Origin of the sequence: Curtobacterium sp. MCLR17_040 (assembly GCF_003234735.1) — a bacterium.
Taxonomy (GTDB): Bacteria; Actinomycetota; Actinomycetes; order Actinomycetales; family Microbacteriaceae; genus Curtobacterium; species Curtobacterium flaccumfaciens.
In genome coordinates this window covers 37,673-52,631 of the sequence record NZ_QKTE01000008.1, presented here as the reverse complement: position 1 = coordinate 52,631, position 14,959 = coordinate 37,673, and the positions used below count along the sequence as shown (strand labels likewise).

Annotated in this window: 18 protein-coding genes; 8 read left to right on the top strand and 10 right to left on the bottom strand. The window is 72.0% G+C overall.

Annotated elements, in window-relative coordinates:
• Positions 1–22: 22 nt before the first annotated feature.
• From DEJ01_RS09070 to DEJ01_RS09045, 6 genes are all read right to left on the bottom strand, one after another.
• On the bottom strand, positions 23–298 hold the full coding sequence (locus DEJ01_RS09070; protein WP_110865416.1) for a GlsB/YeaQ/YmgE family stress response membrane protein: 276 nt from the start codon (positions 296–298) through the stop codon (positions 23–25).
• Between the two features lie 96 nt (positions 299–394).
• Positions 395–1,072, bottom strand: coding sequence for a FadR/GntR family transcriptional regulator (locus DEJ01_RS09065; protein ID WP_111092777.1), 678 nt, complete (start codon positions 1,070–1,072; stop codon positions 395–397).
• Between the two features lie 100 nt (positions 1,073–1,172).
• Entirely contained in the window at positions 1,173–1,946 is a 774-nt protein-coding gene (locus DEJ01_RS09060; protein ID WP_258375671.1) for an SDR family NAD(P)-dependent oxidoreductase, read from the bottom strand.
• Positions 1,946–2,794, bottom strand: a complete 849-nt coding sequence (locus DEJ01_RS09055) for a fumarylacetoacetate hydrolase family protein (protein WP_111092776.1) — start codon at positions 2,792–2,794, stop codon at positions 1,946–1,948. Before DEJ01_RS09055 ends, DEJ01_RS09060 begins: the two co-directional genes overlap by 1 nt.
• Positions 2,795–2,836: 42 nt before the next feature.
• The gene (locus DEJ01_RS09050; RefSeq protein WP_111092775.1) at positions 2,837–3,721 is read right to left on the bottom strand and encodes an amidohydrolase; all 885 of its coding nucleotides are present in this window, start codon (positions 3,719–3,721) and stop codon (positions 2,837–2,839) included.
• Positions 3,722–3,858: 137 nt separating this feature from the next.
• On the bottom strand, positions 3,859–4,128 hold the full coding sequence (locus DEJ01_RS09045; RefSeq protein WP_111092774.1) for a glutaredoxin domain-containing protein: 270 nt from the start codon (positions 4,126–4,128) through the stop codon (positions 3,859–3,861).
• A gap of 81 nt (positions 4,129–4,209) precedes the next feature.
• Here DEJ01_RS09045 and DEJ01_RS09040 point away from each other — a divergent pair, with 81 nt between their 5' ends.
• The 6 genes from DEJ01_RS09040 (at position 4,210) to DEJ01_RS09015 (ending at position 10,378) form a co-directional block, all read left to right on the top strand.
• Positions 4,210–5,916 (top strand): adenosylhomocysteinase, encoded by a 1,707-nt coding sequence (locus tag DEJ01_RS09040; RefSeq protein ID WP_111092773.1) that lies wholly within the window; start codon positions 4,210–4,212, stop codon positions 5,914–5,916.
• On the top strand, positions 5,913–7,298 hold the full coding sequence (locus DEJ01_RS09035; RefSeq protein ID WP_258375670.1) for an amidohydrolase family protein: 1,386 nt from the start codon (positions 5,913–5,915) through the stop codon (positions 7,296–7,298). Before DEJ01_RS09040 ends, DEJ01_RS09035 begins: the two co-directional genes overlap by 4 nt.
• Positions 7,295–7,813 carry a cupin domain-containing protein gene (locus DEJ01_RS09030; protein WP_258375669.1) on the top strand — a complete coding sequence of 173 codons (519 nt, stop codon included), beginning with the start codon at positions 7,295–7,297 and terminating at the stop codon, positions 7,811–7,813. The genes DEJ01_RS09035 and DEJ01_RS09030 overlap by 4 nt, the downstream gene beginning before the upstream one ends.
• An 87-nt stretch (positions 7,814–7,900) precedes the next feature.
• Positions 7,901–8,722, top strand: a complete 822-nt coding sequence (locus DEJ01_RS09025; protein ID WP_111092772.1) for an ABC transporter substrate-binding protein — start codon at positions 7,901–7,903, stop codon at positions 8,720–8,722.
• 4 nt (positions 8,723–8,726) lie between these two features.
• Positions 8,727–9,605, top strand: a complete 879-nt coding sequence (locus tag DEJ01_RS09020) for an amino acid ABC transporter permease (protein WP_111092771.1) — start codon at positions 8,727–8,729, stop codon at positions 9,603–9,605.
• A complete protein-coding gene (locus tag DEJ01_RS09015) occupies positions 9,602–10,378 on the top strand; it encodes an amino acid ABC transporter ATP-binding protein (RefSeq protein WP_111089057.1) in 777 nt (258 codons plus the stop codon). The genes DEJ01_RS09020 and DEJ01_RS09015 overlap by 4 nt, the downstream gene beginning before the upstream one ends.
• Here DEJ01_RS09015 and DEJ01_RS09010 read toward each other — a convergent pair.
• On the bottom strand, positions 10,375–11,340 hold the full coding sequence (locus DEJ01_RS09010) for an NAD(P)H-quinone oxidoreductase (RefSeq protein ID WP_111092770.1): 966 nt from the start codon (positions 11,338–11,340) through the stop codon (positions 10,375–10,377). The genes DEJ01_RS09015 and DEJ01_RS09010 overlap by 4 nt on opposite strands.
• 148 nt (positions 11,341–11,488) lie before the next feature.
• Between DEJ01_RS09010 and DEJ01_RS09005 the strand changes: the two genes are divergently transcribed.
• Both DEJ01_RS09005 and DEJ01_RS09000 read left to right on the top strand, forming a co-directional pair.
• Positions 11,489–11,896 carry a hypothetical protein gene (locus DEJ01_RS09005; protein ID WP_071404030.1) on the top strand — a complete coding sequence of 136 codons (408 nt, stop codon included), beginning with the start codon at positions 11,489–11,491 and terminating at the stop codon, positions 11,894–11,896.
• Positions 11,896–12,348, top strand: coding sequence for a hypothetical protein (locus tag DEJ01_RS09000; RefSeq protein ID WP_111092769.1), 453 nt, complete (start codon positions 11,896–11,898; stop codon positions 12,346–12,348). The genes DEJ01_RS09005 and DEJ01_RS09000 overlap by 1 nt, the downstream gene beginning before the upstream one ends.
• A 91-nt stretch (positions 12,349–12,439) precedes the next feature.
• On the opposite strand, the gene DEJ01_RS08995 is transcribed toward DEJ01_RS09000, so the two are convergent.
• The 3 genes from DEJ01_RS08995 to DEJ01_RS08985 form a co-directional block, all read right to left on the bottom strand.
• The gene (locus tag DEJ01_RS08995; RefSeq protein ID WP_071244093.1) at positions 12,440–13,318 is read right to left on the bottom strand and encodes an aldo/keto reductase; all 879 of its coding nucleotides are present in this window, start codon (positions 13,316–13,318) and stop codon (positions 12,440–12,442) included.
• A gap of 181 nt (positions 13,319–13,499) precedes the next feature.
• Positions 13,500–13,967, bottom strand: a complete 468-nt coding sequence (locus DEJ01_RS08990; protein ID WP_111092768.1) for a DUF6264 family protein — start codon at positions 13,965–13,967, stop codon at positions 13,500–13,502.
• Positions 13,968–13,977: 10 nt separating this feature from the next.
• Entirely contained in the window at positions 13,978–14,850 is an 873-nt protein-coding gene (locus DEJ01_RS08985; RefSeq protein ID WP_017887994.1) for a CoA ester lyase, read from the bottom strand.
• Between the last annotated feature and the right edge of the window lie 109 nt (positions 14,851–14,959).

Genomic DNA, 14,959 nt, shown 5'->3' with positions numbered 1-14,959 from the left:
TCGGACCGGCAACACGTGGTGCCTAGCGGCGCGAACCGCGGCCGGCGACGCGCGTGTAGATGAACAGCACGATGATGGCGCCGATGATCGAGCCGATGATGCCGGCGGGCTGGAAGAAGCCGTCGTTCCCGTCGTGGTTGAAGATCAGGTAGCCGAGGAACCCGCCGACGAACGAGCCGACGATGCCCAGGACGATCGTCATGAGGATGCCGATGTTCTGCTTGCCGGGGATGATGAGCCGGGCGAGAGCGCCGGCGATGAGTCCGATGATGATCAAGCTGATGATGAGACCGAGCACGGTGTCCTCCTCGTGGGTGCGGTTGCCGCGGCATGGTTGCCGGAGTCAGGGCCGAGGACCGACACAACTCCGAGGTTCCTGGGAGGATTGTCGGGTTCAGTCGAGGGAGCGCCGCAACCAGCGCTCGACACCTTCGACGTGGGACACGACGAGGGCCTGCACGAGCTGCGGATCCCGGCGCCGGATGGCGTCGACGATGGCCGCGTGCTCGTCGAGCGTGCGCTGCACCGACCCGTTCTGCGTCAGTCCGCGCCACACCCGCACCCGCACCGTCTTGCTCGACAGGGCGTCGAGCAGCCCGGACAGGTACTGGTTGCCGCCGATGCCCGCGATGGTCGAGTGGAACAGCAGGTCGTGGGCGACGAGGTCCTCGACGCCGGTGTCCTCGCCGACGGACTGCATCAGGGTCGCGAGTTCGTCGATCTGCTGCGCCGTGGCACGGGCCGTCGCCAGGACGGCGGACGCCGGTTCCAGGATGCGGCGCACCTCGAGCAGGTCGACGAGCGACCGGTCGTGGTGCATGTCGACGACGAACGACACCGCCTCGAGCAGGACGCCCGGTTCGAGCGACGTCACGTAGGTGCCGTCGCCGCGTCGGACGTCGAGCACGCGGATCAGCTCGAGCGCCTTCACCGCTTCACGGAGGCTGTTTCGGGACAGCCCGAGCGACTCGCTCAGTTCCTTCTCGGGCGGGAGGCGCTGGCCGGGTTGGAGCTCGCCGCTCACGATCATCTGCTGGATGCGTGCGATCGCATCGTCGGTCAACGACGCCACGTCACCACCTCCTGTGGACCCGGCCGCGTGCGCGACGGGACGTCCCGACGATACCCGGGACGGGCCTCCAGGCCGGTGCGGCGGAGCCGCGGGGCGACCATCAGGCCGGCCGCAGCCGGAGTGCCTGCATCCCGCCGTCGACCGCCAGCTCGACGCCCGTCGTCGACCGGGCGAGCGGGCTCGTCAGGTAGGCGACCGCCTCGGCGACCTCTGCCGCCTGCACCAGGCGTCCGTGCGGCTGGCGTGCCTCGAGCGCGGCGCGTTCGGCGGCCGGGTCGTCCGCGGACGACAGGAGTCGCGCGATCCACGGGGTGTCGGCGGTGCCGGGGTTGATGGCGTTGACGCGGATGCCCTCGCGGACGTGGTCGGCGGCCATCGCGCGGGTGAGTGCGGAGATCGCCCCCTTCGTGGCGGAGTAGAGCGCCCGCTGGGGCAGCCCGGCGGTGGCCGCGACGGAGCACGTGTTGACGATGCTCGCGCTGTCCGACGCTCGGAGGTGGGGGAGTGCGGCGCGGGACAGGCGCACGGCGCCGAGGACGTTGACCTCGTACACGCGGCGCCACTCGTCGTCGGTGTTGTCCTCGACCGTCCCCTGGGCGCCGATGCCGGCGTTGTTCACGAGCACGTCGAGACCGCCGAGCTGGTCGACGGCCGACGCGACGGCGGCACGGACGGACTCGTCGGACGACACGTCGCAGGTGACGGAGACGAGTCCCTCGGCGGCGGACGGCTGCAGGTCGAGCACGGCGACCGCTGCGCCGCGCTCCTGCAGTGCGGCCGCGATGGCCGCGCCGATGCCGGAGGCGCCGCCGGTGACGATCGCGCGGAGACCCGCGTGGGTGCTGAGCATTCCGGTCGCGGTGGTGTCGGTCATCAGGCTGCTCCCACTGTCTGGCGCTGCGAGCCGAGCCCGTCGGCGGTGAGCTCGACCACGTCGCCGGGCTGCAGGTACGGCGCGTGTCCGGCCAGGGCGACCCCGGCCGGGGTGCCGGTGCTGATGACGTCGCCCGGGTACAGCACCATGAACTGCGACAGGTACCGGACGATCTCGACGGGTCGGAAGATCATGTCCGCCGTGGTGCCGTCCTGCCGCACCTCGCCGTTGACGGTGAGCCGGAGTGCGAGCGCCGCCGGGTCGACCTGGTCGGGGGTGACCAGCCACGGGCCGAGCGGGTTGAACGTCTCGCAGGACTTCCCCTTGTCCCACTGCCCGCCGCGCTCGAGCTGGAATGCCCGTTCGGAGACGTCGTTGGCGATGGCGTAGCCGGCGATGCAGGCGCTCGCGGCCTCGTCGGAGTCGCAGTAGCGGGCGGTCTGCCCGATGACGACGGCGAGTTCGATCTCCCAGTCGGTCTTCTCGCTGCCGCGGGGGATCAGGACCTCGTCGTCCGGGCCGATCACCGTCATCGGGTCCTTCATGAACACGATCGGCTCGGTCGGGATCTCGGCGCCGGTCTCGGCGGCGTGGTCGCGGTAGTTCAGGCCGATGCAGACGACCTTGCCGGGGCGGGCCACCGGTGCACCGCGGCGGAGGCCCTCGGCGTCGGGCAGCGCTCGGAGGTCCCCGGCGCTCCGCGCGTGCCGGACGCGGGCGACCGGGTCGGACGCCAGGAAGGCCCCGCCGATGTCGGCCGTGATCGGGCGGAGGTCGAGGACCTCGCCGTCGGTGTCGACCGCGACGGGGATCTCGCCGCCCGCGGGGCCGAGTCGTGCGAACTGCATCGTTCCTCGCTCTCCGGCTGCACCGGTGCAACCAGAGACATCCTATGTCTGCTCCGGGTTGCCGACAAGGTCGCTGGTGCTGAGGGTCCTCCCATGCAGGTACGTGCGCTCCGCCGTCCCGCTCAGCACCGACTGCCGTTCGTCCGGGGTCAGGTCGGCCAGTGCGTCGGTGGTCCGCCGCACCACGTCGTCGTAGGTCGTGGCGAGCGTCGAGACGGGCCAGTCCGACCCGAACAGCGACCGGTCCGGGCCGAACCGCTCGACCACCGCACGGACGTACCGGTCGACGGGCTGCCGTCGCCACTCCGGTCCGGCCTCGGTGAACAGTCCGGACACCTTGCAGGCCACGTTCGGACGCGTAGCGAAGTCGTCGATCCGGGCCGCCCACCCGGGGTCCCCGCCCGCGATGTCGGGTTTGCCGGCGTGGTCGAGGACGAACGATCCCTCGGGCACGGCGTCGAGCAGCGCGAGGGCGGCGCGGTGCTCACGCGCTCGGACGAGCACGTCGAACACCAGGCCGGCGGCGGCCACCGCACGGACCCCGCGAACGACCTCGGGCCGGGCGAGCCAGTCCGGGTCCGGTTCGTCGTGCGCCTGGTGGCGGATGCCGACCAGGCGGGTGCTGGCCGGCCGGTCCCCGCCGGACCCCGCGATCAGTGCGGCGATCCGGTCGACGACGTCCGGGGCGGTCAGGTCCACCCAGCCGACGACCCCGGCGACCGGCTCGGGCTGCTCGAGGAGCCAGGCGGTCTCGCCGGGGTCGTGCACGGCCTGCACGACGATCGTCCGGGTGACGTCGGTGCTCCGGGCGGCGGCGCGGAGGTCGTCCACGTCGAACCGGCGGCGGATCGGAGCGACCGAGTCGTCCATCCAGGGGTACGGCCGGTCGGCGGGATCCCACAGGTGGTGGTGAGCGTCGATGATCACGCGCTCATGATGCCTGATTCATCCGATGTCCGCCCGGGGGTGCCGGTGCGGCGACCGCTCGCGCTCAGCGACACCTCACGCGCCACAGTGCCCGTGAGGTGGCGCTGGGCGCGTGGAGTCGCAACCGCCAACGCCGATCAGACGACGCCGGAGGCCTCGAGCTCGGCCCGCAGCTCGGCGTCCGACGGCTCGACGAAGTGCTTGCCGTTGGGCAGCACCACGACGGGGATGTTCTTCCGGCCGCTGATCGCCTCGGCACGGTCGGCCGCGGACAGGTCCTGCTCCACGTCGACGTACTCGTAGTCCACGCCGAGGGTGTCGAGCAGCGCCTTGGACCGACGGCAGTCGCGGCACCAGTCGGCACCGAACATGGTCACGTGGTCGGGGGCAGTCGTCGCATCGCTCATGTGCAGAGAGTACGTCGGAGTGCCCCCGGGCATTCCCGGAGCGCCGCCGGACCCGCGCCCCGCTCGCCCTACGATTGGCACATGCCGCCAGCACCCGATCCCGCGACGCTGGCCTGGGCCTCGGCGGCCGTCCGGCGCTTCGCCGCCGCGACCAACTTGCTCGTCGCCGCCCGCCGGTTCCGCATCGTCGGCGGTGACGCCCGTGACGCGGCGGCGCTGCGGCACCTGCTGACCGCACTCGGCGCGCACGAGGCCGATCAGTCGGATCAGCAGCACCCGTCCGACCTCGTCGACCAGCTCTGGTGCCTCGGCACGCCCGAGGAGTCGACCCCCGCGGTCGAGCAGGCCGCCGACCGCCCGCGCGGCACCACGCTGGTCGTCATCGACGCCGGCCGGTACCTGCCCGCCGTCGACGAGGACGCCTTCGGTCCCGTCACACCCGCCCGCCCCGGCGTCCTCGCAGTCCCGATGCTCTCCGACGACGTCTTCCTCGTCTCCACCGGCCGCGACCCCGAGGACGACCCCGCAGCGGACGCCCGCCTGCGATGGGCACGGCGTTCCATGCCGGTCGCCCGGTCGGTCGCCGCGGAACTCCGCGACGGTGGACTCCTGCGCGGCACCCGCATCGGCGTCGCGATGTTCCTCGAGCCCAAGACGGCGGTACTGAGCCTGCTCCTCCGTGACGCCGGCGCCGAGGTCGTCGTCTACGCCCACGCCGACGAGACCGACGACGCCGTCGCCGACGCACTGCGGTCCGCCGGCCTGACGGTGTTCGCGAGCAGCACGGCGACGCTCCCCGAGCAGAAGCAGCTGGCCCTCGCGATGCTCGACACCGCGCCGCACATCCTGCTCGACGACGGCTCGCACGTCATCCGGCTCGCCCACCAGGAACGCCCCGACCTACTGCCGACGATGCTCGGCGCCGCCGAGGAGACCACGAGCGGCCTGCGGCCCCTGCGTGTGCTGGCAGCGCGCGGCGAGCTCGGCATCCCGGTGATCGCGGTGAACGACGCCCGCACCAAGACGTTCTTCGACAACCGGTACGGCACCGGGCAGTCGACGGTGTTCGCGGTGCTCGACCTGGTCGACGGGCTCGCGTCCGGCACCCACCGGGTGATGCCGGGAGGCGCGGCGGTCGTCGCCGGGTTCGGGCACGTCGGCGAGGGGGTCGCCCTGGTGCTCACCGCCCTCGGGTTCCGGGTGACGGTCGCCGAGACCGACCCGGTCCGCGCCCTGCAGGCGCGGTTCGCCGGGTACGCCGTGGCCCCGCTCGTCGAGGCGGTGCGCGACGCCGACCTCGTGATGAGCGCCACCGGGGTGCCGGACACCATCGACCTCGAGGTGCTCCGTGCCTGCGCGGACGGTGCGGTCCTCGCCGTCGCCGGCGGGGTCGACCAGGAGATCGCCGTGGACGACGCGCTCGCCGCCGGGGCCGAGCGCCAGGACGTGGGCCCGAAGGCCGAGCGGTTCGTGTTCCCCGGGTCCGACGGTGGGCCGATCGTGCTCGACGACGGGGGCTGCATCAACATCACCGCGGCCGAGGGCAACCCGGTCGAGATCATGGACCTGTCGTTCGCCGTGCAGCTCGGCGCCGTCCGGATGCTCCTGGAACGCGGCGACGAACTGGAGCGTGCCGTCGTGCCGATCGACCCCGCGGTCGACGAGGTGACCGCCCGCACGGCGCTCGCCGCCTTCGGAACGCACGTCGGCCCTCCCGGCCTTCCCCCTGAACACCCGGCGGACCGCGAGCCGGACGTCCGGACGCACCGTTTCGGAGACCCGGCGTGAGCGCCCGACAGCACCCGGTCACGGTGCACTCGGCGCGCGTCGTCGTCCCGATGACGGCGCCACCGATCGCGGACGGCGCGGTCGCCGTGCAGGACGGCCGGATCCTGCACGTCGGCGACCGGTCGTGGGTCATCGACCAGCTCACCGGGTCCGACGCGACCTTCACCGAGCGGCAGTGGCGTGGCGCGCTCCTGCCCGGACTCGTGAACGCGCACTCGCACCTCCAGTACACCGGCATGGCCAGTGTCGGCCAACAGCAGTACAGCGGATTCGAGGACTGGGCCGCAGCGTTCAACGTCGACTACGCCGAACCGCACGACTGGCGGGCCGAAGCCGCGGACGGTGCACGGGCGTCGATCCTGGCCGGCGTCACGAGCATCGCGGACATCGTCACCGACATCGAGGCCTCGACCGCGCTGCAGGACGCCGGGCTCGGCGGCATCGCGTACTGGGAGGTGATGGACTGGGAGAACGACGCCTGGCAGTCGCACGGTCGCGACCAGGTGCTCGACGAACTCGACCGGATCCCCACGACGCCCGGAGCCGGCCTGTCCCCGCACGCGCCGTACTCGCTCGAGGTCGCCCCGCTGCTCGAGCTCCCCGACATCGTGCGGCAGCGCGGCCTGCGGCTGCACCTGCACCTCGGTGAGGCGGCGTTCGAGGGGGAGCGCACCGCCCTCGGTCCGGTTCCCGGGCTCGACGGGGTCGACGGCGTCGGCCACGGGAACGACTGGCACCTGGCGAACGTGCCGTCGTTCCGGGCGCTGCGAGCCCTGGGCTTCGGTGCGAGCGCGACCGCGTTCGTCGACCGCCTCGGCGTGCTCGGTCCGGACTGCCACATCGCCCACGGCGTGTACATGACCGCCGCCGACCGGGCGCTCCTGCGCGCCCGCGGCACGGCGGTGGCGCTGTGCCCCCGCTCCAACGCCGTCATCGGCCTCGACCCGCCGCCCGTCGCGGACTACCTGCGCGAGGGCAGCCCGATCGCCATCGGCACCGACTCCCTGTCGTCGTCGCCGTCCCTCGACCTGATGGCCGACGTCACCGCGCTCCACCGCATCGCTCGTGCCCAGGGCTACGGGCACCGCGACCTGCACGAGCGGCTGCTCGCAGCGGCGACCCTCGGCGGTGCGCACGCGATGGGGCTGGCCGTCGGACCGGACCGCATCGGGCACCTCGCCGTCGGGGCGCGCGCCGACCTGGCGGTCTTCGACGTCGACGCCCGGACCGTGCCGGACGCGCTCGCCGAGCTCGTCGAGGACGGCGCCGGGCGGGCGGCCGCCACCGTGATCCGCGGGGTCGTCCGCGCCGCAGCGGGCGTCGTCACCGAGCCGGCTTCCCCGCACACGGACACCCCCGCACCGCACCAGGAGGAACGATGACCGAGTCCGCACCCCACCCCGGCATGGCCGCACGCCGAACCGTCACCGGTGAGCTGATCGAGTGGCTCGACGTGCCGAAGCGCGCGATCGCCCTCGGCATGGAACCGCACCCCGAGGGCGGCTGGTACGTCCGCACCTGGACCTCGCCGGCGACGGTCACCACCCCCGCGGGGGAGCGTCCCGCCGCCACCCTGATCCACTTCCTGCTGCCCCCGGGCGAGGCCTCCGCCTGGCACCGGGTCACGAGCGACGAGATCTGGATGTGGCACGGGCCGGACACCGTCGACCTGCAGCTCGGCGGTGACGGCGACGTCCCCGAGCCCGGCGCGACGATCACCCTCGGCCCGGACGCCGGGCGCGACCGGGTGAACGACGCGCAGGCGTTCGTACGCGGCGGGGTGTGGCAGCGGACGATCCCGGGCGACGGCGAGGTGCTGCTGAGCTGCCTGGTGTCGCCGGGCTTCTCGTTCGACGACTTCACGATGGCCGACGACGGGGACTCTGCCGCCGAGTAGCACCGCGACACGGTTTCGCGTTGGTATCCCACTGCGAAGTACACTTCGACCTGCCCCCACCCCCCCCTCTCGCACGAAGGCCCGACCGTGACCCGTCCCCTCCGCTTCACCCTCGCCGTCGCCACCGCCGCGGTCGCCTCCCTCGCCCTGTCGGCCTGCTCCGCCGGGGGCAGCAGCAACGCCGACGGCACCGTGACCGACGGCAAGCTCACGATCGCCACCGGTGACCCGGCGTACTCGCCCTGGGTCGAGGACAACAAGCCGCAGTCCGGCAAGGGCTTCGAGTCCGCCGTGGCCTACGCGGTCGCGAAGGAGATGGGCTACAGCAAGTCCGACGTCGTGTGGAAGCGCAGCACCTTCGACAGTGCCATCGCGCCGGGCCCGAAGGACTGGGACCTCAACGTCCAGCAGTTCTCGATCGACGCGAAGCGCAAGAAGGCCGTCGACATGTCGAGCGCCTACTACACGACGACCCAGGCGGTCGTGACGACGTCCGGGTCGAAGGCCGCCGGCGACACCACGATCGCCGCGCTCAAGCAGGATGCGATCGGCGTCGCGACCGGTTCGACGAGCATCGCGAGCGTCAAGGACGTCCTCGGGGTCACGCCGCAGGTGTTCAACTCCAACGACGACGCCGTGCTCGCGCTCAAGTCCGGGCAGATCGACGCGATCGTCACCGACCTGCCGACGGCGTTCTACATGGCCTCAGCCCAGGTCGGCGACGGCACCGTGTCCGCGCAGTTCCCCGACGACGGCAAGGGCGACCAGTTCGGCTTCGTCCTGCCGAAGGACTCGGCGCTGACGAGCAAGGTCGACAAGGCCCTGAAGACCCTCGACGACGACGGCACCCTGCAGGACCTGCAGACCAAGTGGCTCTCGTCGGAGACCGGTACGCCGGTCCTGAAGTAACCGGATGACCCTGCCAGCAGGGGCCGGCACCCCGGTCGCCGCACCCGCGCCGAGCCAGGTCGAGCTCGAGCGTCGGCTCTACCGTCGCCAGCGTGGCCGTCGCTCCGTCGTGGTGTCGGTCGTCTCCACCCTGGTCGTGCTCGCCGTCGTGTACTTCGGCGTCGTGAACACCCCCGGGTGGGCGGCGGTGCAGCAGTCGTTCTTCGACCCGAAGACCGCGGTCGACACGTTCCCCGACATCCTGCTGGGCCTCTGGCTGAACGTCCGGATCCTGTTCTTCAGCGCCATCGGCGTCGCCGTGTTCGGCACGCTGCTCGCGGTCGTCCGCGGCCTGCGCAACCCGGTGTTCTTCCCGCTGCGGATGCTCGCGACCGGCTACACGGACCTGTTCCGCGGCCTGCCGCTCATCATCGTGCTCTACCTGGTGGGCTACGGCATCCCCGGGCTCGGGGTGTTCCCGCGGCTCCCCGCCGAGGTCTGGGGCACGATCGCGATCACCCTGACCTACTCGTCCTACATCGCCGAGGTGCTCCGGGCCGGCATGGAGGCCGTGCACCCCTCCCAGCGCCTGGCCGCCCGGTCGCTCGGGCTCTCGCACGCCAAGACCCTGCGGCTCGTGGTGCTGCCGCAGGCGATCCGCAAGGTCACCCCGGCGCTCATGAACGACTTCGTGTCGATGCAGAAGGACGTCGGTCTGGTGTCGATCCTCGGGGCCGTCGACGCGGTCCGCTCCGCCCAGATCGCGCAGGCCGAGACCTACAACTTCACGCCGTACTTCGTCGCCGGGCTGCTGTTCGTGGTGATCAGCCTGCCGCTGATCCGCGTCACGGACGCGATCGCGCGTCGCCAGCAGCGGCGCGAACAGATCGGAGGGACCGTATGAGCGAGGCCGACCAGGAGGCCCGTGGTGCGTCCGGTACGGACGCCGCGGTCCTCGAACTGCGCGGGTTGCGCAAGGCCTTCGGCGAGCACGAGGTCCTGCGCGGGATCGACCTGACGGTCCACCGCCACCAGGTCATCTGCGTCATCGGGGCCTCGGGCTCCGGCAAGTCGACGCTGCTCAAGACGGTCAACCTGCTCGAGGGCATCGACGACGGCGAGATCCTGCTGCAGGGCACGGACATCGCCGACCCGCGCGTCGCCGTCGACGCCGTGCGGGCGCGCATCGGCGTGGTGTTCCAGCAGTTCAACCTGTTCCCGCACATGAGCGTGCTCGACAACGTCACGCTCGCCTCCCGCCAGGTGCACGGCATCGGACGGGCCCAGGCCGAGGACACCGCGCGCCGGCTGCTCGACCGGATCGGTCTCGCTTCCTTCGCCGATGCCTACCCCGACCGCCTGTCCGGCGGGCAGCAGCAGCGCGTCGCCATCGTCCGGGCGATCGCGTCGGACCCGGAACTCCTGCTGCTCGACGAGGTCACGAGTGCCCTCGACCCGCAGCTCGTCGGCGAGGTGCTCGACCTGGTCACCGAGCTGAAGCGGCAGGGTTCGACGATCCTGATGACGACGCACGAGATGCACTTCGCGCGGAACGTCGCCGACCGGATCGTGTTCCTGCACCGCGGCGAGGTCGTCGAGCAGGGATCCCCCGCCGACGTCCTCGACCACCCGCAGCACCCGGCGCTCGTCGAGTTCCTCGCCCGCGTGCACGCCTAGGGCGTCAGCAGCACCTTGCCGATCACCTCGCCGTCGCGCACGCGGCGGTGGGCCTCCTCGACCTCGGCCAGGGGCAGCACCGAGTCGATGACCGGGCGCACCCGGCCGTCGGCGACCAGCGGCCAGACGTTGTAGCGGACCGCCTCGACGATGGCGGCCTTCTCGGCGAGCGGCCGTGCGCGCAGGGTCGTGCCGCTGATCGTCGCGCGCTTCCGCATCAGCACCCCGAAGTCGAGCTCGGCGGTGCGGCCGCTGCCCGAGGCGATGACCGCGATGTGCCCGTTCGGGGCGAGGGCCTGCAGGTTCCGCTCCAGGTAGGACGGTCCGACGACGTCGAGCACCACGTCGACGCCGACACCGTCGGTGAACGCCATGACGCGCTCCACGAAGTCCTCGGTGCGGTGGTCGACCACCAGGTCGGCGCCGAGCTCACGGGACGCGGCGACCTTGCGGTCGCCGCCGCTCGTCGCGATCACCGTCGCACCGAGGGCCTTCGCCCACAGCACCGCGTGCGATCCCATGCCGCCGGTACCGCCGTGCACCAGGAGCGTCTGCCCCGGTCGGAGCCCGGCGAGCATGCCGATGTTGGAATAGACGGTGCAGGCGGCCTCGGGCAGCCCGGCCGCCTCGACCAGGTCGACGCCATCGGGGACCGGCAGCACCTGCGTGACCGGCGCGACCACGAGTGCCGCGTACCCGCCGCCGGAGAGCAGCGCGCACACCCGGTCGCCCACCGCCACGGTCGTGACGCCCGCACCGACGGCCCGCACCGTGCCGGAGACCTCGAGCCCGAGGATCTGCGAGGCCCCGGGCGGCGGGGGGTAGTTCCCGGCGCGCTGCTGCAGGTCGGCGTTGTTGACGCCGGCAGCGGCGACCTCGATCAGGACCTCGTCCGTACCGGGTTCCGGGTCGGGCAGGTCGGTGACGGACATGGAAGCGTCGTCGAACGTGATGGCTCGCATGCCCTCGACGGTACGCGCCACGTGCCTCCGGCCGGGTGCCGATCGCCCACAACCCGGCCGGTCTCCCTGTGGATGTTCCCTGTACGCTCGATGACGGATCTGCACCTCATCCGGGGGAGTGCGGACAGATCGAGGGGGACTCTCCACCATGCCCAAGAAGCTCATCGCGCTGGCCACCGCCGGCCTCGCACTCACGCTGCTCGCCGGTTGCTCGACCGGGCCGTCCAAGGCCGAGCAGTGCACGCAGTTCGAGAAGACGGTCAAGTCCGCCGCCCAGGGCGTCCAGTCGGAGGCCGCGAACCTGCAGTCCGACCCGGACGCCGCCGTCACGAAGCTCAAGGAGCTCGACGAGAAGATCTCCGACGGCGTCGACGACCTGTCGGACGACGACCTGAAGGCCAAGGGCGACGCCTTCGAAGAGGCGTACGGCGACCTGGTCGACGACATCGAGGACATCGCCGACGACCCGCAGTCGGCCGACGTCTCGGCCCTGACGAAGTCCAGCACCAAGGTGCAGGACGCCGGCAACGCGTTCCAGAAGGAGTGCAACTCCTGATGCGCCGTACCCTCACCGCGCTCGCCACCGCCGGCCTCGCACTCACGCTGCTCGCCGGTTGCTCCGGCGGTGACTCGGGCTCGTCCAGCGCCCCGTCGGCCTCGAAGACCGCCGCCGCGGCACCCGCCCAGACCAAGCAGGAAGCCTGCTCGCTGCTCGAGAACGAACTCGCGTCGTTCCTCAAGGAGCAGGGTTCCAGCTCTGCCCCGGCCGAGCCGAAGGCCCGTGCGGCGCTCGTCGACGAGTTCGTCCAGCGCATCGACTCGGCGCTGACGAAGGTCTCGAACGACCAGGTGCACGACACGTTCGAGGACTTCTCCGGCGCGGCCAAGGGCTACAGCTCGGCCATCCGCTCCGGCGCGGCCGAGGACTCCACCGAGGTCACGAAGGCCCAGTCCGAGGTGCAGACCACGCTCGACCAGGTCTCGGCGGTCTGCCCCGCCAAGAGCTGAGCGGGCACACGCCCGGCCACGCATGACGACGCCCCGCCGCTCCTGGACCAGGAGCGGCGGCGTCGTGCTTCCCCGTCCGGGGGAACGGGCGTCAGACGGCCGCGGGCTGCGAGGCGTCGAGGCGTGCGACGTCCTCCGGCCGCAGCCGCACGGTCGGCGCCGTGATCGAGTTCAGGATCGACTGCGGCCGCGACGCACCGGGGATCGGCACGACGACGTCGCTCTTCTGCAGCTCCCACGCCAGGGCGATGACCTGCGGGGTGACCCCACGGTCGCGGGCGATGTACGCGAAGTCCTCGAACGCCGTGCCGAGGTCCGCCGCGCTCCCGATGCCACCGAGGGGGCTCCACGGCAGGAACGCGATGCCGAGCTCGTCGCACAGCTCGAGCTCCGGCTCGCTCGACCGGAACTTCGGCGAGTACTGGTTCTGCACCGACGCCAGGCGTCCGCCGAGCACCTCGTTCGCGGTGCGGATCTGGTCCGGGTCGGCGTTCGAGATGCCCGCCATCCGGATGACCCCCTCGTCGAGCAGCTCGGCGAGCGCCCCGATCGAGTCGGCGTACGGCACCGCCGGGTCGGGGCGGTGGAACTGGTACAGGCCGATCTGCTCGACGCCGAGCCGCTTCGCCGAGGCCTTCGCCGCCTCCTTCAGGTACTCCGGGTGCCCGTTCTGTGCCCAGTTGCCGGCTTCGGGGCGCAGGTGTCCGCCCTTCGTCGCGATGAGGACGTCCGAGGTGTCGTCGTGGAACTCCCGGACGGCCCGCGCGATGAGCTCCTCGTTGTGCCCCACCTCGTCGTGGCCGCCCAGGTGGTACGCGTCGGCGGTGTCGATGAGCGTGACACCGTTCTCGAGCGCTGCATGGATCGTGGCGATGGACTGACGCTCGTCCGGTCGGCCCTCGATCGACATGGGCATCCCGCCCAGACCGATGGCACTGACGGACACGTCTCCGATGACTCGTTGCTTCATCGGCCCAGCATGCGCCGGGGGTGCGCTCGCACGCCCAGGTGGTCACGCCGTGGTCGTGACCGACAGGCGGACTGGAGGCGCGTGGCGGCCCCGCCTTCGCGCCTCCAGGCCGGAACGCACACGCGTTCTCGGACAGGACACGCGTCGATCGACGCGTGTCCTGTCGGAAGCGTGGTGTCGGTCAGGCGCTGGCGGACACCGACGACGAGGCGGAACCGCTGTCGACGGCGTTCGCGAAGACGACCCCGCCCCACACGATGACGACGATCGCGAGCACGAAGCCGATCGCGGCGATCCACCACGACGGCTTCCGCCGGATCCACGCGCCGATCGACAGCACGATCGTGGCGACCCCGATGACGAAGGCACCACCGACCGCGATGGCCGCGCCACCGAAGTACCCGCCGGGCGTGCAGCCCGACGAGGCGTCGCACTCCGCCGTGGCCGAGGCGATCGCGACGATGCCGACGACCGCCGTGATCGCGGTCATGACGGCACCGAACACCAGGAGCAGCACCGTCGAGATCCGGTCGGCGAGCTTCGCCGGCGGGAACAGCGTGGTGCCACCGCGCTCCCACGCCGCGCGCTGCGCGTTCGTGGGGCCGGAGGAGGACTGCGGCGGAGGGCCGGGGACGTTGGACCAGGTCATGCGTGCAGTCCTACCGCGCCTCGACCCCGAACGCCTGTGCGAGCCGCTGGATCTTCTGGGCCCGACCGAGCCGCGGCAGGTCGGAACCGTCGCGGATGACCCGGCCGCGGGCCTCGAAGTCGTCGAGGAAGTCCTGCGCCCAGGCGACGTCGGTCGGCGTGGGGGAGATGACCTCGTTGATGACGGGGAGCTGCTCGGTGTCCAGGCAGAGCTTGCCGGTGAGGCCGAGCGACACGGCCACCTGCGACTGCTCGCGGAGGATCGGGTGCGACGACCCGACCGTGGGGCCGTCGATCGGGCCCGGCAGGTCGCCGACGCGCGAGGCGACGACCAGCTTCGACCGCGGGTACGCCATCGCGAGCGTGTCGGCGCTGGTCCCGGTGTCGCGGCGGTAGTCGCCGGAACCGAAGGCCAGGCGGAACGCGCCCTGCGCCTTGGCGATCGACACGGACTCCTCGATGCCCAGGGCCGACTCGACCAGGGCGATCACCGGCGTCTGGCCGCCGAGCCGGTGCCAGGTGTCGGTGACCTGGGCGGGGGACTCGGTCTTGGCGAGCATGACGCCCTGCAGCCCGGGCAGGCCGCGGAGCTCCTCGACGTCGTCCGCCCAGAAGTCCGTCGTGACGTCGTTGATGCGCACCCAGGCCTCGCCACCGCCGGCCAGCCAGGCGGCGACGCCCTGCCGGGCCGAGGGCTTCGCGGCGGGGTCGACGGCGTCCTCGATGTCCAGGATGATCTGGTCGGCGCGGGAGCGCTGGGACTTGTCGAACCGGTCGGTGGCGGTGCCGGACACCAGCAGCCACGACCGTGAGATCTCGGCGGGGACCGATCGACGCCGGTTCGGCGTGGGGGCGGACGGAGCGGTGCGGTCGTCGATGGCCATGCCCCGTTGGTACCACACCGGACGGGGCCGCCGTCGGATCGGGCGCGCCGCACGTCGGGTCGGACGGTGGCGCACGGCGGGCCGGACGGCGGTCACGTCCGTGCGGAAA